This window comes from Herbaspirillum sp. Her2, assembly GCF_057961375.1.
Genome location: NZ_CM176331.1, coordinates 4322742 through 4347978 on the forward strand (window position 1 = coordinate 4322742; position 25237 = coordinate 4347978).

25 protein-coding genes are annotated in these 25237 nt (G+C 62.8%); 8 read left to right on the plus strand and 17 right to left on the minus strand.

The window, feature by feature from the left end; translation table 11 throughout:
* Positions 1-134: 134 nt before the first annotated feature.
* From ACWHXP_RS19595 to ACWHXP_RS19615, 5 genes are all read left to right on the plus strand, one after another.
* A complete protein-coding gene (locus ACWHXP_RS19595) occupies positions 135-548 on the plus strand; it encodes a rhodanese-like domain-containing protein (protein WP_489624370.1) in 414 nt (137 codons plus the stop codon).
* Positions 545-805, plus strand: a complete 261-nt coding sequence (gene grxC / locus ACWHXP_RS19600) for a glutaredoxin 3 (protein WP_034340510.1) — start codon at positions 545-547, stop codon at positions 803-805. The genes ACWHXP_RS19595 and grxC overlap by 4 nt, the downstream gene beginning before the upstream one ends.
* A 52-nt stretch (positions 806-857) precedes the next feature.
* Positions 858-1352, plus strand: a complete 495-nt coding sequence (secB, locus tag ACWHXP_RS19605; RefSeq protein ID WP_013232209.1) for a protein-export chaperone SecB — start codon at positions 858-860, stop codon at positions 1350-1352.
* 118 nt (positions 1353-1470) lie between these two features.
* Positions 1471-1920, plus strand: coding sequence for an SH3 domain-containing protein (locus tag ACWHXP_RS19610; protein WP_039789605.1), 450 nt, complete (start codon positions 1471-1473; stop codon positions 1918-1920).
* 17 nt (positions 1921-1937) lie between these two features.
* Positions 1938-2942, plus strand: a complete 1005-nt coding sequence (locus ACWHXP_RS19615) for an NAD(P)H-dependent glycerol-3-phosphate dehydrogenase (RefSeq protein WP_489635242.1) — start codon at positions 1938-1940, stop codon at positions 2940-2942.
* A gap of 163 nt (positions 2943-3105) precedes the next feature.
* On the opposite strand, the gene ACWHXP_RS19620 is transcribed toward ACWHXP_RS19615, so the two are convergent.
* The 6 genes from ACWHXP_RS19620 to ACWHXP_RS19645 form a co-directional block, all read right to left on the minus strand.
* A complete protein-coding gene (locus tag ACWHXP_RS19620) occupies positions 3106-3360 on the minus strand; it encodes a hypothetical protein (protein WP_034340521.1) in 255 nt (84 codons plus the stop codon).
* Between the two features lie 437 nt (positions 3361-3797).
* Entirely contained in the window at positions 3798-4388 is a 591-nt protein-coding gene (locus ACWHXP_RS19625) for a GNAT family N-acetyltransferase (RefSeq protein ID WP_489635241.1), read from the minus strand.
* A 67-nt stretch (positions 4389-4455) separates the two neighbouring features.
* Entirely contained in the window at positions 4456-5103 is a 648-nt protein-coding gene (locus tag ACWHXP_RS19630) for an HAD family hydrolase (protein ID WP_489635240.1), read from the minus strand.
* A 58-nt stretch (positions 5104-5161) separates the two neighbouring features.
* Entirely contained in the window at positions 5162-6316 is a 1155-nt protein-coding gene (gene ccsB, locus ACWHXP_RS19635) for a c-type cytochrome biogenesis protein CcsB (protein ID WP_489635239.1), read from the minus strand.
* 71 nt (positions 6317-6387) lie between these two features.
* Positions 6388-8553: a cytochrome c biogenesis protein ResB gene (locus ACWHXP_RS19640; RefSeq protein ID WP_489635238.1), complete on the minus strand. Its 2166-nt coding sequence runs from the start codon at positions 8551-8553 to the stop codon at positions 6388-6390.
* A gap of 277 nt (positions 8554-8830) precedes the next feature.
* Complete coding sequence (locus tag ACWHXP_RS19645) at positions 8831-9493, minus strand: c-type cytochrome (RefSeq protein WP_039789612.1); 663 nt, start codon at positions 9491-9493, stop codon at positions 8831-8833.
* Between the two features lie 204 nt (positions 9494-9697).
* On the opposite strand from ACWHXP_RS19645, the gene yihA reads away from it, so the two are divergent.
* Together yihA and hemB are read left to right on the plus strand one after the other, a co-directional pair.
* On the plus strand, positions 9698-10447 hold the full coding sequence (gene yihA / locus ACWHXP_RS19650; protein ID WP_034340536.1) for a ribosome biogenesis GTP-binding protein YihA/YsxC: 750 nt from the start codon (positions 9698-9700) through the stop codon (positions 10445-10447).
* A gap of 291 nt (positions 10448-10738) precedes the next feature.
* Positions 10739-11758 carry a porphobilinogen synthase gene (gene hemB, locus ACWHXP_RS19655; RefSeq protein WP_489624365.1) on the plus strand — a complete coding sequence of 340 codons (1020 nt, stop codon included), beginning with the start codon at positions 10739-10741 and terminating at the stop codon, positions 11756-11758.
* 168 nt (positions 11759-11926) lie between these two features.
* Here the strand turns inward: hemB and ACWHXP_RS19660 are convergent, their stop codons facing one another.
* The 3 genes from ACWHXP_RS19660 to ACWHXP_RS19670 form a co-directional block, all read right to left on the minus strand.
* Positions 11927-13138 carry an ABC transporter substrate-binding protein gene (locus tag ACWHXP_RS19660; RefSeq protein ID WP_204726241.1) on the minus strand — a complete coding sequence of 404 codons (1212 nt, stop codon included), beginning with the start codon at positions 13136-13138 and terminating at the stop codon, positions 11927-11929.
* A gap of 118 nt (positions 13139-13256) precedes the next feature.
* Positions 13257-14846 carry an aldehyde dehydrogenase (NADP(+)) gene (locus ACWHXP_RS19665; RefSeq protein ID WP_489635237.1) on the minus strand — a complete coding sequence of 530 codons (1590 nt, stop codon included), beginning with the start codon at positions 14844-14846 and terminating at the stop codon, positions 13257-13259.
* Positions 14847-14986: 140 nt separating this feature from the next.
* Positions 14987-16126, minus strand: coding sequence for an iron-containing alcohol dehydrogenase (locus ACWHXP_RS19670; protein ID WP_489635236.1), 1140 nt, complete (start codon positions 16124-16126; stop codon positions 14987-14989).
* A 204-nt stretch (positions 16127-16330) separates the two neighbouring features.
* Between ACWHXP_RS19670 and ACWHXP_RS19675 the strand changes: the two genes are divergently transcribed.
* The gene (locus ACWHXP_RS19675) at positions 16331-17275 is read left to right on the plus strand and encodes a LysR family transcriptional regulator (protein ID WP_134221055.1); all 945 of its coding nucleotides are present in this window, start codon (positions 16331-16333) and stop codon (positions 17273-17275) included.
* 10 nt (positions 17276-17285) lie between these two features.
* Here the strand turns inward: ACWHXP_RS19675 and ACWHXP_RS19680 are convergent, their stop codons facing one another.
* The 8 genes from ACWHXP_RS19680 to ACWHXP_RS19715 all read right to left on the minus strand — a co-directional run bounded on the left by ACWHXP_RS19680 (position 17286) and on the right by ACWHXP_RS19715 (position 25230).
* Complete coding sequence (locus tag ACWHXP_RS19680; protein WP_205703739.1) at positions 17286-18266, minus strand: type VI immunity family protein; 981 nt, start codon at positions 18264-18266, stop codon at positions 17286-17288.
* Between the two features lie 77 nt (positions 18267-18343).
* Complete coding sequence (locus tag ACWHXP_RS19685; RefSeq protein WP_489635235.1) at positions 18344-19324, minus strand: type VI immunity family protein; 981 nt, start codon at positions 19322-19324, stop codon at positions 18344-18346.
* 77 nt (positions 19325-19401) lie between these two features.
* On the minus strand, positions 19402-20382 hold the full coding sequence (locus ACWHXP_RS19690; protein WP_489635234.1) for a type VI immunity family protein: 981 nt from the start codon (positions 20380-20382) through the stop codon (positions 19402-19404).
* 35 nt (positions 20383-20417) lie between these two features.
* Positions 20418-21497 carry a DUF4150 domain-containing protein gene (locus ACWHXP_RS19695; protein ID WP_489635233.1) on the minus strand — a complete coding sequence of 360 codons (1080 nt, stop codon included), beginning with the start codon at positions 21495-21497 and terminating at the stop codon, positions 20418-20420.
* Positions 21467-22573, minus strand: a complete 1107-nt coding sequence (locus ACWHXP_RS19700; RefSeq protein ID WP_489635232.1) for a beta-ketoacyl synthase — start codon at positions 22571-22573, stop codon at positions 21467-21469. The genes ACWHXP_RS19695 and ACWHXP_RS19700 overlap by 31 nt, the downstream gene beginning before the upstream one ends.
* Before the next feature lie 8 nt (positions 22574-22581).
* On the minus strand, positions 22582-23661 hold the full coding sequence (locus tag ACWHXP_RS19705; protein WP_489635231.1) for a DUF2169 family type VI secretion system accessory protein: 1080 nt from the start codon (positions 23659-23661) through the stop codon (positions 22582-22584).
* 3 nt (positions 23662-23664) lie between these two features.
* Positions 23665-23919, minus strand: coding sequence for a hypothetical protein (locus tag ACWHXP_RS19710; protein ID WP_489635230.1), 255 nt, complete (start codon positions 23917-23919; stop codon positions 23665-23667).
* 18 nt (positions 23920-23937) lie between these two features.
* Entirely contained in the window at positions 23938-25230 is a 1293-nt protein-coding gene (locus tag ACWHXP_RS19715; protein ID WP_489635229.1) for a hypothetical protein, read from the minus strand.
* Positions 25231-25237 lie beyond the last annotated feature (7 nt).

Here is a 25237-nt window from a genome sequence, read left to right on the forward strand (position 1 = left end):
AACCGCTGCGGCTGCCCCAAAGATCGACTACGCGAGACCGGGTGCACGCCTTAAACTAGACTGTTCGGTCCGGATGCAAACCGCGAATGCTTCTATTTTATAATGCCGGGATTCAGTAAACTCATTGGACTGCCGTGAAATTCATCATCGACAATATTTTCCTGATCGCCCTGGCCTTGGTCTCGGGCGGTGCGCTGCTGGTTCCCTACCTGCAGCAGCGCGGCAACAAGCTGAGCCTCTTGCAGGCCACGCAGATGCTCAACCAGGGCAAGGTGCTGGTGCTGGATGTGCGTGATGCCGAGCAATTCGCCACCGGCCACCTGCGCGACGCCCGCAACATTCCCTTGAAAGAGTTGCCGCAGCGCATCGGCGAGCTCGACAAGCTCAAGGGCCGCCCGGTCATCGTGGTGTGCCAGACCGGCACCCAGGCCAACCGTGCCGAAGCGTCGCTGAAGAAGGCCGGCTTCACCGAAGTCTACGGCTTGAACGGCGGCATCGCCGCCTGGCAAGGCCAGGGCCTGCCGCTGACCACCAAGGAGGCAAAATGAGCGCTCCCGTGACCATGTACTGCACCGCCGTGTGCCCGTATTGCATGATGGCCGAGCGTTTGCTGGCCAGCAAGGGAATCACGCAGATCGAGAAGATCCGCGTGGATCTCGAACCTCAGCAGCGTGAGCTGATGATGCAAAAGACCGGCCGCCGTACCGTGCCCCAGATCTATGTCGGCGACACCCATGTCGGTGGCTTCGATGACCTGAGCGCACTGGACCGTGCCGGCAAGCTGGACCCGCTGCTGCAAGCCTGACGCCAGGGCAGCACACTCCCCCCTATCGATTCACCGAACCTGAAAGAGATCCATGTCGGAACAGAACCAAGAAGCCCAACAGCAACCCGTTTTCCAGATCCAGCGCGTCTACCTGAAGGATCTGTCGCTGGAACAGCCGAATTCCCCGGCCATCTTCCTGGAACAGGAAGCCCCTTCGATCGAAGTGTCGGTGGACGTCGGTGCCGAAGCGCTGGCTGAAGGCGTGTTCGAATCGACCGTGACCATCACCGTGACCGCCAAGGTCAAGGACAAAGTCGCCTTCCTGGTCGAGGGCAAGCAAGCCGGCATCTTCGAGATCCGCAACGTGCCGGCCGAACAGCTGGACCCGCTGCTGGGCATCGGCTGCCCCAACATCATCTACCCGTACCTGCGCGCCAACATCGCCGACGCCATCACCCGCGCCGGTTTCCCGCCGGTGCACCTGGCCGAGATCAACTTCGAGGTGTTCTACCAGCAGCGCCTGCAGGCACTGGCCGAGCAACAAGGCGCGACCCTGGTCAACAACGGCTCCACCGCCGTCAACTGATCGGGTTTCACCCCCTGTCCGCCTGCCGGCCCGGCCGCATCCTCTGCGGCAGCCCGGCACGACAACGAGCCGCCGCAGCCTGTGCTGCGGCGCTTTCCCTTCTGCGGAGACCTTCACGATGAAACGCCTGCCCCTGATTCTTTGCGCAACCCTGCTCGGCGCCTTCATGGCCAAGGATGCCCTGGCCCTGGACTTCAAGTCGGTCGGCGCCTCGCCCGCCATCATGTATGACGCCCCGTCCGAAAAGGGCCGCCGCGTCTATGTCGCGCCGCGCGGCATGCCGGTCGAGGTGGTGCTGACCTATGGCGACTGGAGCAAGGTCAGGGATGCCGCCGGCACGCTGTCCTGGATCTCCTCCAAGGCCTTGACGCCCAAGCGCATGCTGGTGGTGTCGGTGGCCAATGCGCGCATCTTCAATGCTGCCGATGAAGGCAGCCCGGTGGTCTTCACGGCCGACAAGTCGGTCCTGCTGGAGATGCTGGAAAGCCCCAACAACGGCTGGGTCAAGGTCCGCCACCGCGACGGCCAGAGCGGCTTCGTGAAGGCCGGCGATGTCTGGGGCGATTGAGCGAAGAGCGGCCTGAGATGAAAATCACCATTCTGGGCGCTGGCGCATGGGGTACCGCGCTGGCCATTCCCCTGGCGCGCAAGCATAAGGTCGTGCTGTGGGGGCGCAATGCCCAGGCCATGAAGGCCGCCAGCGAGCAACGCGAAAACGGCCTCTACCTCCCCGGATTCGCGCTGCCGCCCGAACTGGCGGTGAGTTCGGACTTCGATGCCGCCGTGCGCCACGTCTGCGACGACCCATCCGATTCGCTGCTCATTGCCGCCTCATCGGTGTCCGGCCTGCGTGAGCTGGCGGAGCATTTGCGCGCCTATGCCATTCCCAACCTGGTGTGGCTGTGCAAGGGTCTGGAAGAGGGCACGCGCCTGCTGCCGCACCAGGTGGTGCAGGAAGTGCTCGGTTCAGGCGTGGCGGCAGGGGTGCTCTCCGGCCCCTCCTTTGCCCAGGAAGTGGCGCGCGGCCTGCCCTGCGCGCTGACCATCGCCGGTGCCGATGCGGCGCTGTGCGAGCGTGTGGTCGCGGCGGTGCATGGCAACAACATCCGTATCTATTCCAGCGATGATCTGGTGGGGGTGGAGATTGGCGGCGCGGTCAAGAATATCCTGGCCATCGCCACCGGCGTGGCCGATGGCCTGCAACTGGGCTTGAACGCCCGTGCAGCATTGATCACCCGCGGCTTGGCTGAAATCACGCGCTTGGGCGTGGCGCTGGGCGGACGTGCAGAAACCTTCATGGGACTCTCAGGGGTGGGCGACCTCATCCTGACCTGCACCGGCGACCTCTCGCGCAACCGGCGCGTCGGTCTGGGACTGGCTCAAAACAAGAAACTGGACGATATCGTCGCCGAACTCGGCCACGTGGCCGAAGGCGTGCGCTGCGCACAGGCCGTGCGGGCGCTGGCGCGCGAAAAAGGCATCGAGATGCCGATCACCGATGCGGTGGCGGCAGCCTTGTTCGACGGCGTGTCGGTGCAGGACATGGTGGCCCGGCTGCTGGCGCGGGATCCGCGCGAAGAAAGCCTGTAAGACAGCCACTCCCGCTCGCACACTGGGACAGGAGATTCACCAAACCTCACCTGAAAGTGAAGCGGAGAAAATGACAGCCGGAGCAGAAATGCCTCCGGCTGTTTTTTATCGCCCGAGAATTCGGAGAGGATTCAGGCGGGTTGTTGCCTGAATCCGCCCTGCTTCAACGCGCGATGATGTCGCTTTCCATCTTGGGACGCTTGAAGCGTTGCGGCGAACCGCCTTCGAGCGCGTCATCCATCTGCTTGGAGATCTTGTCGTAGCGCGCGCTGCAGTCATCGTCCTGAGGGACGGCTTCTGCGCCCTTCAGGCGCTTGGCCAGACGGGTACTGCGCGCTTCCCCGCCCATGACGTATTGCTGGGCGGCGCGGCCGGCGTGGTTATTGTTCGTGGTCTTGTTGCGTTGTATGGCTTGCATCGTATTTCCTCTTACGTCGCTGACGCTCAACGTTCTTCCATCCTGAGTTGTTGTTCGGAAGAACACGCAGCGCCCCGGAAGATGTTGCCTGCTGCCTTGATTCCGGGAGACTGCTCCAGATACACAAGCACTGCGTTTCTTGACAGTGCTTTAGGTATGTAACGCCCGAGCGGCATTTTGGAATACGCGAAAAGTCAGTATTTTGTCAGCCAAATTGAAATTACTGCTCGCCGGCAAATTCATGCGGCTGCGCAAAAAATGACGCAAACCCGCTACCATCAAGGCTGACAGCGCTGTCAGAATGCGCAGGATTGCGCACTTTTGCTGAACAAAAAAAAGAGAAAAAAAATGTTGCGAAACGTATCTTCCTTCACGAGACGCATCAAAAATACGACGAAAAATTACCAAGAAGAATATTTATCACCCGCTGCGACAACTCATCCGTGCACCGGCACGGGCAGACCGAGATCCGCCGGTACGAGTGAAAAAACCTTTGCATCGCGCGGCTCACCATGAAAGACCAGGCGATTGCGCGCCAGGCATTCCAGCGTGGCACCCGCCTTCTCCGCCACCCTCTGGCTACGCAGGTTGCCGGCCTGGGCCACGATTTCCAGGCGGGTGAGCCCGGTCCTGGAGAAGGCGAAAGCCGCCGCCGCCCGCGCGGCAAGGGCGGCGATGCCGCGGCCGGTGTAGCCCTCACGCACCCAGTAGCCCAGGTTGGCCATCTGGTTCAGCTGGCTGACCTGATTGATGGCCACCGAGCCGATCACCAGGCCGTTGCTGCGATCGATGATGTTGAAATCATAAGCCGCGTGTACATGCCATTGCTCGATGGCGCGCTGCAGGAACAGCTTGGCATCCAGCAGGCCGTAGTCAGGGGTGCACCAGGCTTCCCACTGGCCGATGGCATCGCGCGACTGGCGCACCGCGTCATACAGCGCCGGGGCCTCGCGCAGGCCGAGCGGGCGCACTTCGATGGCGCGGTCGCAGTAGATGATTTGCCGTTCACGGTCGATGGAGCGGAGCATGGGGTCCGTAGATGAAGTTTCTTGCAGATCTTACCGAAATTGGACGGTGCCGGAACTGTCCCTGCGGTCAGCCCAGTTGCGCCCGCAATTGCGCCAGATGGGTGATGACCGCCACTTCCGGGGGCAGCTCCGGATGCACGCCATGCTCCTGCAAGGCGATCACACGCATGCCCGCTGCCAGCCCGGCTTGCACGCCCGGCAGGCTGTCTTCCACCACGGCGCAGCGCCGGGGCGGGACGCCCAGGCGTTCTGCGGCGAACAGGAACAGGGCGGGATCGGGTTTCCAGCGTTGCACGTCGTAAGCGCTGAAGATGCGGCCGGCAAAATGCGGCAGCAGTCCGGTCACGCGCAGGCACAGCTCGATCTTGTGATGCGGGGCGTTGGACGCCAGGGCAAAGGGCAGGTGCAACTGCTCCACCATCTCGACGGCACCGCTGATGGGTTGCAGGTGCTGCTCCAGCATGCCGCCCATGAGGTCGCGCAGCTCTTGCTCGAAGTGGTCAGGCAGGGTCTGGCCATGCAATTGCTCGATGTGCGAGATGCACCACTTCATGCTCACGCCGCGAAAACGCGCCAACGCCTCGTCGGGGCTGAGGGTGACGCCGTAAGTGGCCACGTACTCGGACCAGGCCCGGGCGGCCACCACTTCGCTGTCGACCAGGGTGCCGTCACAGTCGAAGATGACCAGTTCGGGCGCGGCAGGGGGCTGCTTCATCATTGCTCCTTGTTGTTCGGGGGCGTTGGCCGCCCTGTTCAAGGAGCCGCCAAACCCATCAAAGTTCGCCGTAGGAATGCAGGCCCGAGAGGAACATGTTCACTCCCAGGAAGGCAAACGTCGTCACCAGCAAGCCCACCAGCGCCCACCAGGCGGCGGTGCGGCCACGCAGGCCCTTCATGAGGCGCATGTGCAGCCAGGCGGCATAGTTGAGCCAGACGATCAGGGCCCAGGTTTCCTTGGGATCCCACGACCAGTAACCGCCCCAAGCTTCAGCGGCCCACAGCGCCCCCAAGATGGTGGCGATGGTGAAGAAGGCAAAGCCGACGGCGATGGCCTTGTACATCACGTCATCCAGCACTTCCAGCGTGGGCAGGCGATCGGCCAGGATGCCGCGCTCGCGCAGCAGGTAGGCCACCGCCACCATCGCCGCCAGGGCGAAGGTGCCGTAGCCGATGAAGTTGGCCGGCACGTGGATCTTCATCCACCAGCTCTGCAGCGCCGGCACCAGCGGCTGGATCTCGGCCGCATCCCGCGAGACGGTATACCACATCAGGAAAGCGACCGCCGCCGTGATGACGGTCAGCACAAAAGCACCCAGCTGGCGCGTGGCGTAACGTTCTTCGTAGTACAGGTAGAAAAGGGCCGTAATCAGGCAGAACAGGACGAAAACTTCATATAAATTGGAAATGGGGATGTGGCCGACGTCCGGGCCGATCAGGTAGGACTCGTACCAACGCACCATCATGCCGGTGAAGCCCAGCACCACGGCCGCCCAGCACAGGCGCGAGCCGATCGCGCTGCCGGTGCCGGCGGTGGTGGCCAGGCCGCCCCAGTAGAACAGCGTGGAGAGGCCGAAAAGCGCGCTCATCCACAGGATCGCGGACTGGCTGGAGAGCATGTACTTGAGGAAGAATTTCTTGTCCGCCAGTTCCAGCGCGCCGCCATACATGGCGATGGCCCCCAGCGAAAGCACGGCGATCACCAGCATCAGCAGGCGAACCGGCTTCCAGTGCCAGCCCAGCCAGGCGAAGGTCGGTGCGGCCAGCAGCAGCACGGCCTTCTCGTAATAATCCATATAGCTGCCGAAGCGCCCGAAGGCGTACAGCGATCCGGCCACCAGCGCGGCGGCGTAGATCCAGTCGACGAGACTGAGCCGCCGGAAAAAGCCCTGCTCTTGCTCGTAGGCCTGGTTTGCTTGGGTCAGTTGCATTGTGTTCTCCACTGCTGCTGTCCCGGACCATGGCCCGGGGGATCGCCGCCATTACCGGCGGCATGAAGGGTTCAGGCCGAGCGACCGGGGGTGGGCTGGCCCGCGCCGGTCAGACGGCCTTTCATCTGTTCGAATTCCTTGTCGAAGTCCAGCGTGCGGCGCTGCGTGCTCATGGCCAGCAGGGCCTGGCTGCCCTGGCCATCGGGACCGGGCTTGATCCAGATCCACAGGCGCCGTTCACGAATGTACAGCATCGCGAACACGCCCAGTACCAGGAACAGGCAACCCAGGTAGACCACCTTCTTGCCCGGTGAACGCGTCACCTGCAGCACCGAGGCCTTGATCTCCTGGAAACTCGTGAGCTGCAGGAGCACCGGTGCCGGATAGAAGGCCGCATCGGCCAGGGCATTGATGGCCAGCTGCAGATAGCGTCCGTGCTTCTCGTCGCTGGCCACCGGAGCGAGACCCTCTTGGGCGCGCGCAGCTTGCCACAGTTCCCACATGCTGCCGTTGAGGATCTTCATGAAGATGTCGGCGGCCTTTTCCTGTTCGGCCGCGGGCAGTTGCTCCAGGAAGCGCGTCACGGCGATGTAGCCGGAGACCTTGCCGTCGCCGGCAAAAATGGTCAGCCCGCGCAGGGCCGATTGTTCCAGTTGCTCGCGCAACACGGGCGAGGCTTCGCGCCCGCTGCTGATGGCCTGCCGCGCATAGCGGCGTGCGGCTTCCTGGCGCAAAGCCGGATTGGCCAAGGCCGCGCGCAGGCGCATCCACTCGGCGACGCTGTCGTTGTCATCGGCGGGAATGCGCAGGTAACGGAAGGGCTGGTCGGGCTGCTCGCGCATGCCTGCCAGGAAGACGTCGGCACCATCGATGGGCAAGGACTGCATGTAGTTGAAGTACTCACGCGCCTGCCCGGTCTTGTCGCGCAGCTTGTACTGCACGCTCGGGCCGACATTCTTGAAGTCCTTGCTGTTGGCATTCTTGGCACTGGAGCCGAGGTGCTTGTCCAGGCCGTCCATGATGCCGCGATTGACATTCTTGCCCACGTTGACCGCGCGCGCATCGCCCGAGGTCGAGCCGGAGGCCTGGCCGGAGGCGGCGGCCTGCATGTTCTCGACGTTGAAGGGACGGAAGCCGCTCCACTCGATGGTGTAGTCACCGCTGCTGGAGGACAGCGGCGTGGTGCCGTTGACCTCGCCGGCCAGGTCGAAGTGGCTGTTGCTGCCGCCGCGCATCGGATAGGCGACCAGCTTGAGCTTGCTGCCGCCGTCCTCGAAGCTGGACTGATAGATCGCCACGCCCTTGTAGATCAGCGGTTCGTTGACCTTGATGGTGGCGGCGGTTTCCTTGCCGGTTTCATGGTCGCGCACCACCACTTCGCTGGCGAAGAGCTTGGGCATGCCGGTCGAGTAGAAGTCGATGATGAAACGCTTCAACTGGATGGTGAAGGGCAAGTCCTGGATCATCACGCCATCCTTCTGCGGGATGATGGCGGTGCTGCTGCTGGAGCCTTCAGGAATGAGCGTGTTGCCGCGGAAGGTCGGGTTGTTCAGGCCCAGGCGATAGCGTTCGGGGATCTCGGAAATGATGCCATTGCCGGCAAAGGCCGACTTGCCATAGAACCATTGCTGGAAGCGGATCGGCAGATCCGAATCGAGCAGGCCGCCCAGGCAGATGATGACGATGGCCGCGTGCGCGAAGATGTAGCCCCACTTGTTGGCCGCCCCCTGCTTGGCCGCCAGCAGCGTGCCGCCTTCCTTGTCGGCCAGCCTGGTCTTGTAGCCGCGCGCGCCGACCTGGCGCTGCAGCCGCGCCGCAGCCTCGGCCGGGGCTTCGGCAGTCGTCCATTCATGCTTGTGATGGAAATTGCGCAGCGACTGCTCGCGCACGTTGTCGCGCCAGCTCTTCACATCGCGCAACATCTTCGGCGCATTGCGGGCGATGCACAGCGAGGTCGACAGCACCAGGAAGCCCATGATCAGCAGGAACCACCAGGCCGAATACACCGCATACAAACCGGCCTTGTTGAAGATCTCGAACCAGAACGGACCGAACTGGTTCACGTAGTTGGGCATCGGTTCGTTCTGCTTCATCACCGTGCCGATCACCGAGGCGATGGCAATCAGCGTCAGGAGGCTGATCGCAAAGCGCATCGATGAGACCACTTCGACGGCCTCGCCGAGCCAGCGCTGGCGAGTCCTGATCTGGATTCCTTGGGTACTGCTGCCCGTCGTCATATTCCTGCCTTACCGGACCGGGCCTGCCGGTTCCGCTTACCTGGGGGGATCTCCTTGCCGGTCGGCAAAGCGATGCGAACCCGGATTTTACCGCTCCGGGGGAAAGTCCGTGATACGCGCCTGCGTAGCCCGGGTATGCCGGGGCGATTATCTGGTCCGGCGGGGAGGGATCATGCCGTGTTGGACGATGTTTCACCACGACGTGCGTCAAGCTGCATGAAAAAAGGCGGCACGCCGGCCGCCTCTTTCCTTCCCGCGCCGTGTGGCGGCAGGCTGATTACTTCAGGCCGGCGATGTAGTCGGCCACGGCCTTGATTTCCTTGTCCGACAGGCGGTCGGCGATGGCGGTCATCTGGGCGCTGTTGGTGCGCGCTCCGCCACGGAAGTTGGTCAGCTGGGCCACCGTGTAATCCTGGTGCTGGCCGGCCAGGCGCGGATACTGGGCCGGGATGCCGGCGCCATTGGGGCTATGGCAGCCGGCGCAGGCCGGCACGTTCTTGGAGGCGATGCCGCCGCGCCAGATGTGCTTGCCCAGCTCGATGGTGTCCTTGTTCTTGGCGGCACCCGGCTTGGGCGCCTGGGCAGCCAGGTAGGCCGCGACGTTGTGGATGTCTTCATCCGAGAGCGCCTTGGCCAGCGGCGACATCACCGGGTTGTTGCGGTCAGGGGTACGGAAGTTGAGCAGCTGCTTGGCGATGTAGGCCTCGTGCTGGCCGGACAGCTTGGGATTCTGGGTGATGGTCGAATTGCCGGCTGCGCCGTGGCAAGACACGCAGGCCACGATGTTGCGGGCATTGTCGCCATTGGTGTAGAGGGCTTCCCCCTTGGCCGGATCGGCCTTGATCGGGGCTTTCTTGTCATCGGCCGCATGGGCCGCCGAGGACACTGCCAGCACGGCAGCAAGAACGGTATACAACAGTGGGGAAAAGGCACGGTTCATTCGTCACCCTAATACTTATTGTGGAATTGAGAGATTTTGCCCGTTCGGCGGCTGGCTGCCCCCTGCCCAAATGCCTGTTGTTTGACCTGTCTCCAATGGCCGCCATATTTTTTGCTTGCTTGGCGTCAACGAGGCGCTGGGTTTCGGGCCATTGTACAATAGCTTCTCCGCGTTTTTCCCTCCTCTTTCGGATTTCCCCCCACCATGTCGCAACTTTGGCAAGCCCGTTTCTTCACCACCGTCAATCACCTGCGGGACCTGCCCAAGACCAGTGTGCCGGAAATCGCCTTCGCCGGCCGCTCCAACGCCGGCAAATCCAGTGCCATCAACGTGCTGTGCAACCAGAAGCGCCTGGCCTTCGCCTCCAAGACACCGGGACGCACCCAGCACATCAACTATTTCTCGCTGGGCGGCGCCCACGTCGGCCAGCACCGCAATGACGAGGCGCGCCCCGACGAGATCCGCGCCATGCTGGTGGATTTGCCCGGCTATGGCTACGCCGAGGTCTCCGGCTCGGCCAAGCATCACTGGCAAGCCCTGCTGGGTGATTACGTGCGCCAGCGCGAGCAACTGGCGGCGCTGGTGATGATCGTCGATTCGCGCCGTCCCTTCACCGATCTGGATATCCAGATGATCGAATGGTTCGCCCCCACCGGCAAACCCATCCATTGCATCCTGAGCAAGGCCGACAAGCTCAACCGCAACGAATCCACCAATGCCCTGCGCCAGGCCCAGACCTTCCTGCAAAGCTATGTGGATGCGGATGGCCAGCCCTTCCCGTTCACGGCCCAACTGTTCTCGGCGCTGAAGCGTATCGGTCTGGACGAAGCCAACGACAAGATCCTGGAACTGGCCGGCCTGAACCAGCCAGTTGAGACGGCCGAACCGGTGGCCCCGGCTGCGCTGGCAAATGAAGGTGTTGGCAGCGCCGACACCAACACACCGCAAGCCTGATCGCCGACAAGGCAAGATCTTTCCAGACGGAGTACAACGCATGAATAAAAAAACCCCGGAGAACAGGGAAATTCTCCGGGGAAGAACGCCTTTCGCTTGCGCGATCAGCCCCGCTCAGGGAGGGAAGGGGAAGCGGGAGGTGAAAAAATCACCTGCCGCCAAGATAATGCAAGTCGCGGAAATTGGAGCAGATCTGTAATCAAAGGAATCAAATCTCCGAAGATAGCGATATTTGCCTCGAAATTATTCCAAGATAGCCTCAAATAACATCTAATTTTTGAAAGCTGACCTATGTCCTTGACCGATTTCAGTTCCAACGCCGGCTACCCTGCCCTGCGCATGCGCCGCATGCGCCGCGACGCCTTTTCTCGCGCCCTGATGGCCGAAAACGTCATCACCAGCGCCGACCTGATCTACCCCGTGTTTGTGCAGGAGGGCCAGAACCTGCGCACCCCCGTGGCCTCGCTGCCGGGCGTCGAGCGCCTGTCGCTGGATGCGCTGCTGCCGGTGGCCGAGGAATGCGTGAAGCTGGGCGTGCCGGTGCTGGCGCTGTTCCCGGTGATCGATCCGGCCCTGAAGACGCCCGACGGCATCGAAGCCACCAACCCCGACGGCCTGGTGCCGCGCGTGGTGCGCGCCCTGAAGGACCGCTTCCCCGAACTGGGCGTGCTGTGCGACGTGGCGCTCGACCCCTACACCAGCCACGGCCAGGACGGCGTGCTGGACGAAACCGGCTACATCCTCAACGATGAAACCATCGCGCTGCTGGTCAAGCAGGCGCAAACCCAGGCCGATGCCGGCGTGGACGTGGTGGCACCCTCGGACATGATGGACGGCCGCATCGCCGCCATCCGCGCCATGCTGGAAACCCAAGGCCACATCTACACCCGCATCATGGCCTACTCGGCCAAATACGCCTCGGCCTTCTACGGCCCCTTCCGCGACGCCGTGGGCTCGGCCGCCAACCTGGGCAAGGGCAGCAAGGCCACCTACCAGATGGATCCGGCCAACAGCGACGAAGCCCTGCGCGAAGTGGCGCTGGACCTGCAGGAAGGTGCCGACATGGTCATGGTCAAGCCCGGCATGCCCTACCTGGACATCGTGCGCCGCGTGAAGGATGAATTCCGCGTGCCCACCTTCGCCTACCAGGTCAGCGGCGAATACGCCATGATCAAGGCCGCCGCCCAGAACGGCTGGCTGGACCACGACAAGACCATGATGGAAGCCATGATGGCCTTCAAGCGCGCCGGCGCCGATGGCGTGCTGACCTACTTCGCGCTGGACATCGCACGCAAGCTCAAGCAGGGCTGATCGGCCCATCGGCAGATCAGACAGATCAGGCAGGTGAAAAAAAACGCACCCCGGTCACCCGGGATGCGTTGAACATGGTCCGATCCACATCAGACTTCTTGCTCAAAACCTGGCGGGCGGCGGCTTCACCAGCGCCACCCGGCTTGATGCTTCATGGCGCCGGTGCGCTCACTTCCACAGTGCGCACTTGGATTCCGCCTTGGTCATGTAGGCTTGCTCGCCGGGGATGGTCTGCACCAGCTTGTAGTAATCCCATGGGCGCTTGGATTCGGAAGGTTTCTTCACTTCCATCAGGTACATGTCGTGCACCATGCGGCCGTCCGGGCGTACCACGCCATTGCTGGTGAAGAAATCCTTGATGCGGTTCTTGCGCAGGTAGTCCATGACCTGGTCGGCATCGGTACTGCCCACGGCCTTGACCGCCTTCAGGTACTGGCCCACGGCCGACGCGTCACCGGCCTGGAACATGGACGGCATCTTCTTCATCTTCAGGAAGTAGCGATTGGCCCAGGCGCGGCTCTCATCGTTCAAGTCCCAGTACCAGCCATCGGTGAGGTACATCCCTTGCGTCATCTGCAGACCCAGCGAATGGGTATCGTTGATGAAGATCAGCAGGCCGGCCAGCTTCATGGTCTTGTTCACGCCGAATTCATTGGCGGCCTTGATGGCATTGATGACATCGCCCCCGGCCACGGCCAGCCCCAGGATCTGCGCCTTGGAGGACTGCGCCTGCAACAGGAAGGACGAGAAATCCGAAGTCGCCAGCGGCACGCGGGTCGCGCCGATGACATTGCCGCCATTGCTCTTGACGACCTCGCTGGTGTCCTTCTCCAGCGAAGTACCGAAGGCATAGTCCGCCGTCAGGAAATACCAGGACTTGCCGCCCTGGCGCGTGATGGCCGCGCCCGTACCGCGCGCCAGGGCCGTGGTGTCGTAGGCGTACTGGACGGTGTAGGCATTGCACTCCTCATTGGTCTGGCGGGTGGTGCCGGCACCGACCGAGATGAAGACCTTCTTCTTCTCGCCCGCCACCTTGCCCATGGCCAGGCTGGCGGCCGAGTTCACGCCGCCGACCAGCATGTCCACGCCATCGCGGTCGAACCATTCGCGGGCCTTGTTGGCGGCGATGTCGGCCTTGTTCTGGTGGTCGGCAAAGACCAGTTCCACTTTCTTGCCGTTGATGGTGCCGCCGGCATCGGCAATGGCCATGCGGATGGCTTCGACGCCGCCCTGGCCGTCGAAGTCGGCATAGGTGCCGGACATGTCGGTGATGAAGCCGATCTTGATGGTGTCGCCCGCCGCCTGGGCGGATGGCAGGGTGGCTGCGCCCAGCAGGGCACAGGCGGCCGACAGCGCGGCGCGCCGGATGAATGCGGTCATGGGGTCTCCTCCTTTGGGGGTCCTGGAATGTGATTCTTGTTGCGACCCCGCAATCGAGTGCGGGGAAGGTCTTGCGGGACCGGCAGTGCCTCGCCGGTCCGGTCCTGCTTGTGGATGATCAGCCGACGGTAGCGCGCGTCTGTTCGCCATCGACCAGGCGCAGCAGGCCCAGCGGGTTGGCGTTCTGCAGCGCGGCCGGCAGCATCGCGTCCGGATAGTTCTGGTAGCACACCGGGCGCAGGAAGCGCTCGATGGCCAGCGTGCCCACCGAAGTGCCGCGGGCATCCGAGGTGGCCGGATAGGGACCGCCGTGGACCATCGCATCGCACACCTCGACGCCGGTCGGGAAGCCATTCAACAGCAAGCGGCCGGCCTTCTGCTCAAGGATCGCGATGAGGTCCTGGTTGCCTTGCAGGTCACCGATTTCGGCTTGCAGGGTGGCAGTCAGCTGGCCATTCATCTTGGCGGCGAAGTCCAGCAGTTGCTCACGGCTTTCCAGCTCGACGATCACGGTGGCGGGGCCGAAGACTTCTTCTTCCAGCGGCGCTTCCTTGGAGAACAGCAGGGCAGCGTCGGCCTTGAACAGGTACGGCACGGCCTGGGTATAGCTGGTGCCGCCGGTGGCGATGACCTTCACGCCCGGCAGCTGGGTCAGGCGCGCTACGCCGCCGTTGTAATGGGTCAGGCCGCCGCTGTTGAGCATGGTGGCCGGGTTGGTGCCACCGAAGGCGGCCGACAGCTTCTCGATGAAGGCGGTCAATTCCGGCGAACGCACGCCCAGCAGCAGGCCGGGGCTGGTGCACAGCTGGCCCACGCCGACCGTGACGGAACCGGCCAGGTCCTTGGCGATGGCGTCACCGCGCAGCTTCAGGGCTTCGGACATCAGGATGATGGGATTGATGCTGGACATCTCGGCAAACACCGGGATCGGCTGCGGACGGGCGGCGGCCATGTCGCACAGGGCGCGGCCACCACGCAGCGAGCCGGTGAAGCCGACGGCCTGGATGCCGGCGCTCTTGACCAGTTGGGCACCGACGCGGTCGCCGTAGATCATGTTGAAGGTACCGGCCGGCATGCCGGTCTTCTTGACGGCGCGCTCGATGGCGTTGGCCACCAGTTCGGAAGTGACCAGGTGGCCGCTGTGGGCCTTGAACACTACCGGGCAGCCGGCAGCCAGGGCGGCAGCGGTATCGCCACCGGCCACCGAGAAGGCCAGCGGGAAGTTGCTGGCGCCGAACACGGCCACCGGACCCACGCCGATCTTGTACTGGCGGATGTCCGGGCGCGGCAGCGGCTGGCGTTGCGGCAGGGCGGTATCGATGCGGGCACCGTAGAAGTCGCCACGGCGCAGGACCTTGGCGAACAGGCGCATCTGGCCGCTGGTGCGGGCGCGCTCGCCGGCCAGGCGCGGGGTTGCCGGCAGGGCGGTTTCACGGGCCACGGCGGCCAGGAAGTCGTCGCCCAGGGCATCGATCTCGTCGGCGATGGCTTCCAGGAACAGCGCGCGCTTTTCAGCCGGAACGGCGCGGTACAGCGGATAGGCTTTCTCGGCCGCATCCACGGCGGCGGCGACTTCGTGCTCGGTGGCAGTCAGGAAAGGGGTTTCGAAGAGGGCACCGGTGGCCGCGTCCACGCTGTGCAGGGCGACGTCGCCCTGGCCGCTGCGCTGGCCGCCGATGTAGTTGTGTCCTAGGATCTTGTCGCTCACGTTGTGCTCCTGCTGGTGTCGTTGATGCCGCCCGGGGCCGGGTCAGGCAAGAAAGCTGCGCCCGCGCGAGGCAGGAGCAGCTGAGGGGGAAATGCGCAGCAGGCCCTTGGTGGCCTGCACGCGCTGTTCATTGTCGGCCATCACATGGATTGCTGCAGCATGTTCAGGTAATCCTGTTCCGAGGCTTCGCGCGGATTGGTCTTGTGGCTGTGGTCGGCCAGGGCACCCTTGATGATCTGCGGGAACAGGGATTCGCTCACGCCCAGCTCGCGCAGCCCGGCCGGCAAGCCAAGGCGGCGGCTCATGTCGCGGATGGCCGGGCCGATCCCGGCACCGCTGGCCAGGCCCATGGCGTGGGCCATGCGCGCCATCTTGTTGTCCTTGACCATGCTGGGCGCGCTTTCGTTGAAGGCGATGATGGCCGGCAGGAAGATCGCGTTCAGGGTCCCATGGTGCAGCTTGGGATTGATGCCACCCAGCGAGTGCGACAGGCTGTGCACGCAACCCAGCCCCTTCTGGAAGGCCATGGCGCCCTGCATGGAGGCGCTCATCATGTTCAGCCGCGCTTCGCGGTCACCCGGTTCACGCGTGGCGCGTTCGATGTGCGCCCAGGCGCGCCACAGGCCGTCCAGCGCGATGCCGTCGGCAGGCGGGTTGAAGGCCGGGGCCATGAAGGTTTCCAGGCAGTGGGCGATGGCATCCATGCCGGTGGCAGCGGTCATCAGCGGCGGCAGGCCCAGGGTCAGTTCGGGGTCGCAGAGGGCCAGCTTGGGCACCAGGTGCGGCGAGATGATGCCGACCTTGCGTCCATCGTCGAGGATCAGGATGGCGCCCCGGCCGACTTCGCTGCCGGTGCCGGCGGTGGTCGGGATGGCGATGACCGGGGCGGTCTTGGCCGTGATGTTGGCCAGGCCGCCTTCGATGAGCGCAAAGGATTTCAGCGGGCCTTCGTGGGTGCCGCAGACGGCCACGCCCTTGGCCAGATCGATGGAGGAACCGCCGCCAACAGCCACGATGCCATCGCAGCCATGCTCGCGGAACAATGCCACGGCAGCGCGCACCGCACCCTCATTGGGGTTGGGCGGGGTCTGGTCATAGACCACGCTGCCGGCACCGTCCTTCAACTGGGTCAGGACCTTGTCCAGCAAGCCGGCGTTGCGGATGCCCGGGTCGGTCACCACCAGCGGCTTCTTGATGCCCAGGCGGTCGCATTCCTGCTGCAGCAGCGCCAGCGCGCCGTAGTCGAACTGGACCTGGGTAATGTAGTTGATGAGTGCCATTACATAGCCTTGATTTATAGATGTCTCCACCGGGTCCGTCATCGGCGGGCTTGCTCCGAAACCCTGCAGAAGCCGGCGCTCCCCAATGGGGGTCCCGCTTTGGAAAGCCAGACTCTAAGCCATCAAGGGGCGCTTGGCTAATGAGAGCTGTTGATATGGGTATAACCAACGCTCATACTAGCGGCTTCTTTGGGGATCACTTCCATGCACACCACCTTGCCCTCGCTGGCCTCCATCACTTCGCGCCTGCACCTGCGGCAGTTGCGGCTGCTCATCGCACTCTCCGACCATGGTTCCCTGCTCAAGGCGGCGGAGCAGGTGGCGCTGACCCAGCCGGGGGCGAGCAAGGCTTTGCAGGAAATCGAAAGCACGCTCGGTGCGCAATTGTTCACCCGTACCAATCGCGGGCTCGAGGCCACCGAGCTGGGCCATTGCGTGATCCGCTATGCGCGGCTGATCCAGACCGACCTGACCCACCTGCGTGAAGAAATGTTATCCATCATGCAAGGCCATGGTGGACGGCTGGCGGTGGGCACTATCATGGGCGCGGTACCGCTCTTGACGGATGCGCTCACGCAATTGCTGGAGGCGCATCCCACCCTCTCCGTGGAGATCGTGGAAGACACCAGCGCCCGCCTGCTGCGCCTGCTGGACCAGGGGCGGCTGGACCTGGCGATCTGCCGCACCAGCATCAGCCAGCGCCCGGACCTGTATGACGCCTTCAACATCCACGAGGAAGAGCTGGCCGTGGTGGCCAGCGTGCAGCATCCGCTGGCTGAGGCGAGCAGCCTGCAGCTGGCAGACCTGGCCGATTCGCGCTGGGTGGTCTATTCGGCCAACATGCCGATGCGGCTGACGCTGGAGCGGGAATTCCATGATGCCGACCTGCGCTTCCCGCTGCACCTGATGGAAACCACCTCGGCCTTCACCACCTTGTCGCTGCTACAGAAGAATCCGCACTTCGTGGCGCTGCTGTCGGTGGATGTGGCGCAGTTCTGCACGCGCTTCGGCATGACGCGCATCCTGCCGCTGAAGCTGCATACGCGCAGCGAACCCTATCAGCTGGTGACGCGGCGCGGTACGCTCCTGTCGCCGGTGGCGCGGTTGTTCGTGGATGGATTTGGGCGCGGGGTGGCGGCGCCGGGCTGACTCAGCCGAGTCAATCGAATCGCCGAATCCATGCGAGGGTTTCTTCTTTCTTGTCCAGACCCTGCGGGACACGGAACAGACCGCTGCGGTATGTCTCAAACCGGATCGCTTTGGTATAGCGGGCCACCAACCTGTAGGCCTCCGGAACCTCATCACGCCAGGTGTCGCCGATTTGCGGCGTGGCCCCGGCCTGGATCACCACACCGCCGGGATAATCGTGCACCTGGCACACCGGCTCCAGCGCCGCACGCATCTTGTCGCGCCCACCCAATTCTTCAACCAGCGCATCACACAGCACGGTCAGCCAGTTCACGCATTTGATGCGGTTGTGAATCTGTCGGGCCTGCAGGGAAAACTGCACCCCATCTTGGAAGTCGAACCCTGGAAAACGTTTGAACAGTTGTTGGGTGTACTCGCTATTTTGGTCGTTCTCGAATATGAAGGCACACCCTGCACTACCGTGTACCGGCTGGCAAATAGCGCACCAGCGCAATGTGGCGGCCAGCAGCACCTCGAAGTTTGGCTCGCCCTGCCCATTACAGATTTGGAAATGAGCGGTTACGCAGGAAAGCTCGTGTTCTTCTGCGCGGGAGACCAATACGTCGGCGCGGTACGGATCAACATGGTCAATCTTCACGCCAATGTCCACCATGCCCATGAGTGCCGCGCCGTAACCATTTAGCGGTGGAAGGTCAATATCGGATTGAATACGGCCGCGAGGGTCGCCAGAGAACTTGACTGCCCGTCTCGTGTCTCGGGCCAAAAAGCGGTTTACCTTGTCCGGAAAAGTCTTCCAATAATCCACCAAGAATTCCAGAGCACGCTGGCGTAGCACGGGCTGATCAGTGGGAGACATATACAGATCGGCCCCCAGGCCGAATTTGCAGGCGACGGCATCGGTGTTGTAGGGCAGAGGGAAAGCAATCTTGTCGAAAATGCAGATACCGCCTTCGCGCTGCACAAGTTCAGCTATGGTTTGATTGATGTCCATGGGGGTCTCATTCTCTTGGTTGATGGTGCGGTATGAGGGCGAGCAATTACCGCTTCAGCCCTCTCACCTAACCCGACTCAATCGAATCGCCGAATCCACGCGAGGGTTTCTTCTTTCTTGTCCAGACCCTGCGGGACACGGAACAGACCGCTGCGATATGTCTCGAACCGGATCGCTTTGGTATAGCGGGCCACCAACCTGTAGGCTTCCGGAACCTCATCACGCCAGGTGTCACCGATCTGTGGAAAGGCTCCAGCCTGGATCACCACTCCGCCTGGGTAGTCGTGCACCTTGCACACCGGCTCCAGCACCGCACGCATCCTGTCGCTTCCTCCCAATTCGTCAACCAGCGCATCACACAGCACGGTCAGCCAGTTCACACATTTGATGCGGTTGTGAATCTCTCGGGCCTGAAACGAGAACGCCCCCGTATCTTGGAAATCGAACCCCGGAAAGCGTTTGAACAGTTGTTGGGTGTACTCACTCTCTTGGTCGTTCTCAAATATAAAGACAAACCCGGCACTGCCATGTAGCGGCTGGCAAATAGCGCACCAGCGCAATGTGGCAGCCAGCAGCACCTCGAAGTTTGGCTCGCCCTGATCATTGCAGATTTGAAAATGGGCGTTTACGAAGGAAAGATTGTTCTCTTCTGCGCGGCGGACCAGCACGTCAGAACGGTACGGATTCACATTGTCAATCTTCATGCCAATGTCGACCATGCCCATCAGCGCCGCGCTGTAACCATATTGCGGCTGACGGTCCATATCGGTTTGAATACGGACACGAGGGTCGCCAGAGAACTTGACAGTGCGAGTCGTTTCGTCGGCCAGGAAGCGGTCGACCTTGTCTGGAAAGGTCTTCCAGTAATCCACCAAGAACTCAAGTGCGCGATGGAGTAGCAGGCGCTGATCAGTCGGCGACATGAACAGCTCGGCACCGAGACCGAATTTGCAGGCGACGGCTTCGGTGTTGTAGGGCAAAGGGAAAGCAATCTTGTCAAAAACGCAGATACCGCCTTCGCTCTGCACAAGTTTAGCTATGGTTTGATTGATGTCCATGGGGGTCTCATTCTCCTGGTTGATGGTGCCGCATGAGGGCGAGCAATTACCCCTTCAGCCCTCTCACCCAATCCATGTCAATCGAAGCGCCGAATCCATGCGAGGGTTTCTTCATTGTCGTCCAGACCCTGCGGGACGCGGAACAAACCTTCGCGGTATGCCTCGAACCGTATCGCTTTGGTATAGCAGGCTACCAACCTGTAGGCTTCTGGAACCTCATCACGCCAAGTGTCGCCGATCTGGGGAGAGGCTCCGGCCTGAATTACCACTCCACCGGGGTAGTCGTGCAACTTGCACACTGGCTCCAGCGCTGCACGCATCTTCTCGCGTCCTCCCAATTCTTCAACCAGCGCATCACACAGCACGGTCAGCCAGTTCACACATTTGATGCGGTTATGAACGTCTCGGGCCTCCAAGGCGAACCATCCTCCATCCTGGAAATCAAACCCCGGAAAGCGTTTGAACAGTTGTTGGGTGTACTCACTCTTTTGGTCGTTCTCGAATACGAAGGCACACCCTGCACTACCATGTACCGGCTGGCAAATAGCGCACCAGCGCAGTGTCGCGGCGAGCAGCACCTCGAAGTTTGGGGTGCCCTGGCCGTTACAGATTTGAAAATGAGCGGTTACACAGGAAAGCTCGCGTTGTTCTGCGCGGCGGACCAGTACATCGGCTCGGTACGGATTAACGTTGTCAATCTTCATGCCAATGTCCACCATGCCCATGAGCGCCGCGCCGTAACCATTTAGCGGTGGAAGGTCAATATCGGCTTGAATACGGCCGCGAGGGTCGCCAGAGAACTTGACTGCGCGGGTCGTGTCTCGGGCCAAAAAGCGGTTTACCTTGTCCGGAAAAGTCTTCCAATAATCCACCAAGAATTCCAGAGCACGTTGGCGTAACAGGGGCTGATCAGTCGGCACCATATAAAGCTCGGCCCCCAGGCCGAATTTGCAGGCGACAGCATCGGTGTTGTAGGGCAGAGGGAAAGCAATCTTGTCGAAAATGCAGATACCGCCTTCTCGTTCTATAAGTTCGGTAATGGCTTGGTTGATGTCCATGTGAAGTTATTCCTGGTTGATAGTGCGGGATGGGGTCAAGGGATGGGGATGGCATTGCGAGGTGGGAAGAGCCGCGTAGCTTCGGAAATGATCAGCGCGAGCACCAACAGCCCTCCTGTCAACTGCACACCGGTGGTCGAGTGGATCACATCGCCAAACTTGTCGATGAGGCTTTTCTTCGGCTCGGACGCAGTGACCGGTACTGGATGCTGAGGGGGATTCTCGTCGTCGCAGTTACAGCGTTCATTAACTTCGAACTTCTCAAAGTTCTTTTTGCTACCGGCATGCCTTTCGGCAATACTGCGGTAGTCATCGGCCGCGTCGTCTGAGAGCGTATCTTTGCCAAACTTCACATCGAAGATTTTGATTACCTTGCCATCCGGTCCGATACGGGCGATGTCCAGACGGCGTGAATCGGCCCACGGGTATTGCGAGCTGGGCAGGCCCGGGTTGGACTTGCTGCCGATCATTTCCCAGTTGTTGCCGCGATCGAAGGACACTTCGCGCCACATGCGGGCATCAGGCTTGGGATAACGACCGTTGCGGGCATTGGCCGGACCGCCGTAGTACTTGTCATCGATTTTCTTGCGCATGCATTCCTGAAACGTATGCCCCTTTGGCAGCGGCTGCGGCCCGCCTTTTTTGTGGGTGTTCCAACACTCGCAGGCCAGCTCGCAAATCTCGTCGAAGAAATCCTGATCCGGCTTGGGCAGATCACGCTGCTTCAGCCCGGCCATGTTCACGGTGTTGCGGTGGTTCATGAACAGCTTGTCGGTGAGCCGGCAAGCGGGCTTGCCCTCGAAGAATACGTCGAAAGAGTGGCTGATCCAGTCGGTCTCGGCCGAATGGGTGCCGGAGACCACGCCCCCCATCGACCCGGCTTCGTCGAACACACTCCTGGCAAATTGGCTGCCATCCTTGGCAATGCTGTGGCCGCCGTCGGCGAACACGCTGAAGGTCCCCTTGGCAAGGTCGCGCGAGTAGGCCTCGTTCTGATAGGGCAGCGGGATGCCCTTGTCGGGCGTCTTGCACACATTGGGCAGCGTGTTGTGGCTGACTCCGCCACTGCCGCGATGGCACAGGCTCAGGCCGTTGACGTTGATGGTGATCGCCATGCGCGAATCTCCGGAAGGTTCTCAATGGGTGGATTGGCGGCCAGCACGGCAGCGCCGCGCAGGGTGTCGTCCGAACTGGCGAGCACCAGAGTCGGGTTGGCCTGTGGCCGCATCAGCTGGCCGTAGGCGGCCAGCGCGACATGGGCTACGGCGCTGGCGCAGTGCAGGTCGCCGCTGGCGAGCGCCGGTACGCTGCGCTGCCAGTCCGGGGTGAGCACGCGGCCCAGGCGCAAGGCGGTGAAACCGAACTGGTCGGCGCGATAGGGCTCGCCGTTCAGATCAGCGAACAGATGGCCGATCCGGGCCGGGCCATGCTGGTGCGCCTGTTCGATCGCCTGTCGTGCCGCCTGGGCGAGTCCTTGGCCTGTACAGGGCTGGGACGACGCATGAGTCACAGGTTCAATGGCGGTCGCGCAGCCCAGCAAGCGCCCCCAGCTTGACGAGGCGTGCTGCGGCGAGGTACTGAGGGCGATCGCGGCGGCGCCCTCACCCGGCACGCGCCCGTAGGCGTTGCGGCGCAGCTGGCCGTGGTGCGGCACGCTGGCACCATGCAGCAGCCCTTGCATGTCGAGCCAGTACATGGCTTCGCGACCCAGGCCCGCTTCGACGGCCAGCACCACGGCCAGGGCGTCGGGCTGGGCGTCCAATGCCAGCCTGGCGTCGATCAGTGCGGCCATGCCGGCGGCGTGCCCGCCGCAGACCAGGTGCGTACGCTGCCACGGCCATTGTTCGTGCTCGACGGCGGCGCTGACTTGCGCCACCAGGCCGCTTGGCATGTATGGCCGGGCCGCGTCGGGAAGCACCAGCCAGAGCAGGCGGGGCGCGGCTTGCAATGTGGGCGATTGCGACGTCAGGCTTTGCGTGAGTTGGGCCAGGGCGTGGCGAGCAAGCCAGCCCCAACGGGCGGCATCGAACGATGGCGGGTCGGGGAAGCAACTGATGCGCGGCGCAGCACCCGCGCTGTCCAGGTACTGCGGGTGGTATTGCAGCAGCGAGAGCTGGCTGCGTAGCGCTGCATCGGCCAGCGGGAGGCTGGGGCCGGAGGGAAAGACGCAGGAAGCCCCCAGGATAAACACCGCGTTGCTCATTGATTCGCTCCTTGCTGATCGTCACCGGCAGGCCACTCCAGATCTGCGTGAACAGGACTGAACGGACGATCGAGGGGACGCCGTTTTTGCAGGATGCGTGTCTTGTCCAACCGGTTGATGTGCTCATGGCAAGACAAGGCCATGTGGTGCACGATGCTCACGCGTGGATGATCGGGCTCCAGGATCACGGTGTGGATCCTGGAGCGACTGGTCACTGAGTGGCCGTCGGTGAAGTAGGTCTGGAAGGCCAGGGTGAGCTTGGGCAGCTTGAACGACAACCTGCCGTCAGCCGCAAAGCCGGGCGGGGTGAGGTTCACCAGCACCACCTCCTCGCCACCTCGCAGATGACCGTCTACCTGCTGCGCGGCCGGTGCCAGCTGCCAGTGGCGTGGATCAAGATCCTTCGGCGGCAGGGGGTAGCGTTGCTCCAGCCAGGCTTCGTCACAGGTGCCGGCATACTGCTGCCGCTCTGGCCAGTGACAGGGGAGCGGGCCAAAGCTCATGGGTGCAGGCCTGTCGCCTGGCTTGTGGATGGGATGAGTGAGCAGCTCGACATTGGGCAACCAGACCCGCCCATCGGCGTCTGGCGTGACACCACGGCCCAGGGGATTTGTGCTGCCATGTTCGGCATCCGGCGCATCGCCGCCGAAAGCGCGCTCATACACCAGCGGTATGCGCATGAAAGGAACAGGCTTGCTCGCCGAAGTGAACAGCATGCCGCGCCGCCAGTAACGATCTCCCGATACCTTGGCCAAGCGCTTCATGCTGCCCACGCGAAAGCCCACATGGAGTTCTTCCACGGGCTGCGTGCCTTGTGCATAGGCGTGGCCATTGAGGAGGACGTCGGTGGCGGGCTTGGGCGGGCCGAGGTCGATGTCGTAGCGCAGACTGCGCAAATCATCGTGGGGCACGGGGCCGCTGTGCACCGGGACCTGCTCGGAGGCGATGCGCGTGTCGCCGTCGGGCAGAATGTCATAGGTGGCCTTGACCACGACGATCCAGACTTCGGCACCGTCACTGTCACGAATCCAGCCGCTGTCGGCCGCGAAGGGGGTGCGATTGTCGAGCGCCCACATGGCTCAGTTCAGCTCCACCTGACCGCCGACGATGCGGTTGAGACCTTCCGCGTCGCTCAGGATGTATTCGCCGCGCAGCGCGATTTTTCCGTTGGGATAGAGCGTGATGCTGGACTTCCCGCATCGCAAGGTGATTTGCCGCCTGGCTTCGAAAACCAGCTCTTCGGCCATCGGAGCGGGAGGTTCACACGTGGGTGCAACCGAAGTTGCAGCGTCGGCTTCTGATTTGGATAACAACAGTTCGAGTTCCTGTTCCATGCGATTTCATTCCTCTCTTCAATTGAGTTCATGAAGCCGCTGACGCTGCACGTCGGCGGGCAAGTCCGTGGCAAACAAGGGCGCGTGGAGCAAGCGCTGGCGGTGCTCGGCAGCCAAGGTGCGCCAAGGCAGCGGACCAGTGCGCAGGACCGCCGCAAGCCAAGCGGGCGTGAGCGGTCGCCCGGCGAAATAGCGCTGGTCTGCGGCAAATCGTTCGCTGTGCTTGCGCCACCAGGCAGCGAAGGCGGGTGGGTCCGGCCAAGGCAATTCGTGGTCATCGGGGTGTGCGGAAAGTTGATCGCCCGGCTCTGGGGGACGTTGGCGACGCTCAGGCTTGGGACCTGACCAGCCGTCGCGACCGGGATCGGAGCCGGTGATGAGTGCCAGCGAGGCGGCGGCGGCGCGGCCATGGTGGCGGTCCTCCAGGGCCGCCATCAGACCAGGAACGGCGTCCGCTCGCCCCATCCATCCGAGGGCCATCAGGTAGCGCCGGCGATGCTGCGGCATCGCGGCAAGCCGGGCCAATACCGGTTCGGTGTAGGCCGGCGCATGCAAAGCGAGGGCGCGCAACGCGGCGGTTGCAGTTGCGTCCTGCTCGCTCACTGCCAGGGGTTGCAAGGTGGCGCAGGCAGGACCATGGTGACCGGGTGATCCGAGCATCAGCAAGGTCTGCGCCGCCGCCAGGCGTACTGCAGGATGATCGTCGTCGAGGTGGCGCAGGCCCGTGTGTGCCAAGTCGGTTCGGCCGAGATTGCGGATCAGTTGGAATGCCGCGCTGACGCTCTCTGCATCGGATTGCTGCGCTCGCAGGCAAGCCAATACGCGTTCATCCAGGTCCGGCCATTGGCGGTAGCCCAGACCCACCAGTCTCAGTTGCTGCACCACGGACAGCGAATCGATGGCCGATATGCGCAGCGCAGAGTCCGGTGCCCACTGCAACGCAGCCACCTTCGCCGGCATCAGGTCAGCGATCGCCGTGGTCAGTGCACTGGCGGCGCTGAAGAGCTCGGCGTCTTGCGTGGCCAGCGCGTAACAAGTCACCGCAAACAGCTCGGCGCTGCGCACCGGTTCCTCAAGGAGATTGTGGAAGTGTTGCCGTGCTGGCTCTCCCAGGTGAACCAGCGCCGTCAACGACGCCTGCATGCGGTCGTCGTAAGCGGCAAGATCGGCGAAGTCCAATGCCGGGTTGGCCAGGCGATCAGGCCGGCGACGCCATCCGAAGGCCAACTGATCCGTATGGCGGTCAGTGAGTTTTTCAGCGGTCGTCGCCAGCAAATCAGGGAGGGCCGCAGCTTGCTCGACGTTCAGCATTGGCGGC

What these genes read in the sequence shown, in the direction of transcription:
- ACWHXP_RS19710 (WP_489635230.1), bottom strand. Translation starts at nt 23,919, where the DNA reads ATGGAACAGGAACTCGAACTGTTGTTATCCAAATCAGAAGCCGACGCT.
- ACWHXP_RS19685 (WP_489635235.1), bottom strand. Translation starts at nt 19,324, where the DNA reads ATGGACATCAATCAAACCATAGCTAAACTTGTGCAGAGCGAAGGCGGT.
- secB (WP_013232209.1), top strand. Translation starts at nt 858, where the DNA reads ATGTCGGAACAGAACCAAGAAGCCCAACAGCAACCCGTTTTCCAGATC.
- grxC (WP_034340510.1), top strand. Translation starts at nt 545, where the DNA reads ATGAGCGCTCCCGTGACCATGTACTGCACCGCCGTGTGCCCGTATTGC.
- ccsB (WP_489635239.1), bottom strand. Translation starts at nt 6,316, where the DNA reads ATGCAACTGACCCAAGCAAACCAGGCCTACGAGCAAGAGCAGGGCTTT.
- ACWHXP_RS19670 (WP_489635236.1), bottom strand. Translation starts at nt 16,126, where the DNA reads ATGGCACTCATCAACTACATTACCCAGGTCCAGTTCGACTACGGCGCG.
- ACWHXP_RS19660 (WP_204726241.1), bottom strand. Translation starts at nt 13,138, where the DNA reads ATGACCGCATTCATCCGGCGCGCCGCGCTGTCGGCCGCCTGTGCCCTG.
- ACWHXP_RS19610 (WP_039789605.1), top strand. Translation starts at nt 1,471, where the DNA reads ATGAAACGCCTGCCCCTGATTCTTTGCGCAACCCTGCTCGGCGCCTTC.
- ACWHXP_RS19715 (WP_489635229.1), bottom strand. Translation starts at nt 25,230, where the DNA reads ATGCTGAACGTCGAGCAAGCTGCGGCCCTCCCTGATTTGCTGGCGACG.
- ACWHXP_RS19680 (WP_205703739.1), bottom strand. Translation starts at nt 18,266, where the DNA reads ATGGACATCAATCAAACCATAGCTGAACTTGTGCAGCGCGAAGGCGGT.
- ACWHXP_RS19690 (WP_489635234.1), bottom strand. Translation starts at nt 20,382, where the DNA reads ATGGACATCAACCAAGCCATTACCGAACTTATAGAACGAGAAGGCGGT.
- yihA (WP_034340536.1), top strand. Translation starts at nt 9,698, where the DNA reads ATGTCGCAACTTTGGCAAGCCCGTTTCTTCACCACCGTCAATCACCTG.
- ACWHXP_RS19615 (WP_489635242.1), top strand. Translation starts at nt 1,938, where the DNA reads ATGAAAATCACCATTCTGGGCGCTGGCGCATGGGGTACCGCGCTGGCC.
- ACWHXP_RS19645 (WP_039789612.1), bottom strand. Translation starts at nt 9,493, where the DNA reads ATGAACCGTGCCTTTTCCCCACTGTTGTATACCGTTCTTGCTGCCGTG.
- ACWHXP_RS19625 (WP_489635241.1), bottom strand. Translation starts at nt 4,388, where the DNA reads ATGCTCCGCTCCATCGACCGTGAACGGCAAATCATCTACTGCGACCGC.
- ACWHXP_RS19675 (WP_134221055.1), top strand. Translation starts at nt 16,331, where the DNA reads ATGCACACCACCTTGCCCTCGCTGGCCTCCATCACTTCGCGCCTGCAC.
- ACWHXP_RS19630 (WP_489635240.1), bottom strand. Translation starts at nt 5,103, where the DNA reads ATGAAGCAGCCCCCTGCCGCGCCCGAACTGGTCATCTTCGACTGTGAC.
- ACWHXP_RS19640 (WP_489635238.1), bottom strand. Translation starts at nt 8,553, where the DNA reads ATGACGACGGGCAGCAGTACCCAAGGAATCCAGATCAGGACTCGCCAG.
- ACWHXP_RS19620 (WP_034340521.1), bottom strand. Translation starts at nt 3,360, where the DNA reads ATGCAAGCCATACAACGCAACAAGACCACGAACAATAACCACGCCGGC.
- hemB (WP_489624365.1), top strand. Translation starts at nt 10,739, where the DNA reads ATGTCCTTGACCGATTTCAGTTCCAACGCCGGCTACCCTGCCCTGCGC.
- ACWHXP_RS19705 (WP_489635231.1), bottom strand. Translation starts at nt 23,661, where the DNA reads ATGTGGGCGCTCGACAATCGCACCCCCTTCGCGGCCGACAGCGGCTGG.
- ACWHXP_RS19695 (WP_489635233.1), bottom strand. Translation starts at nt 21,497, where the DNA reads ATGGCGATCACCATCAACGTCAACGGCCTGAGCCTGTGCCATCGCGGC.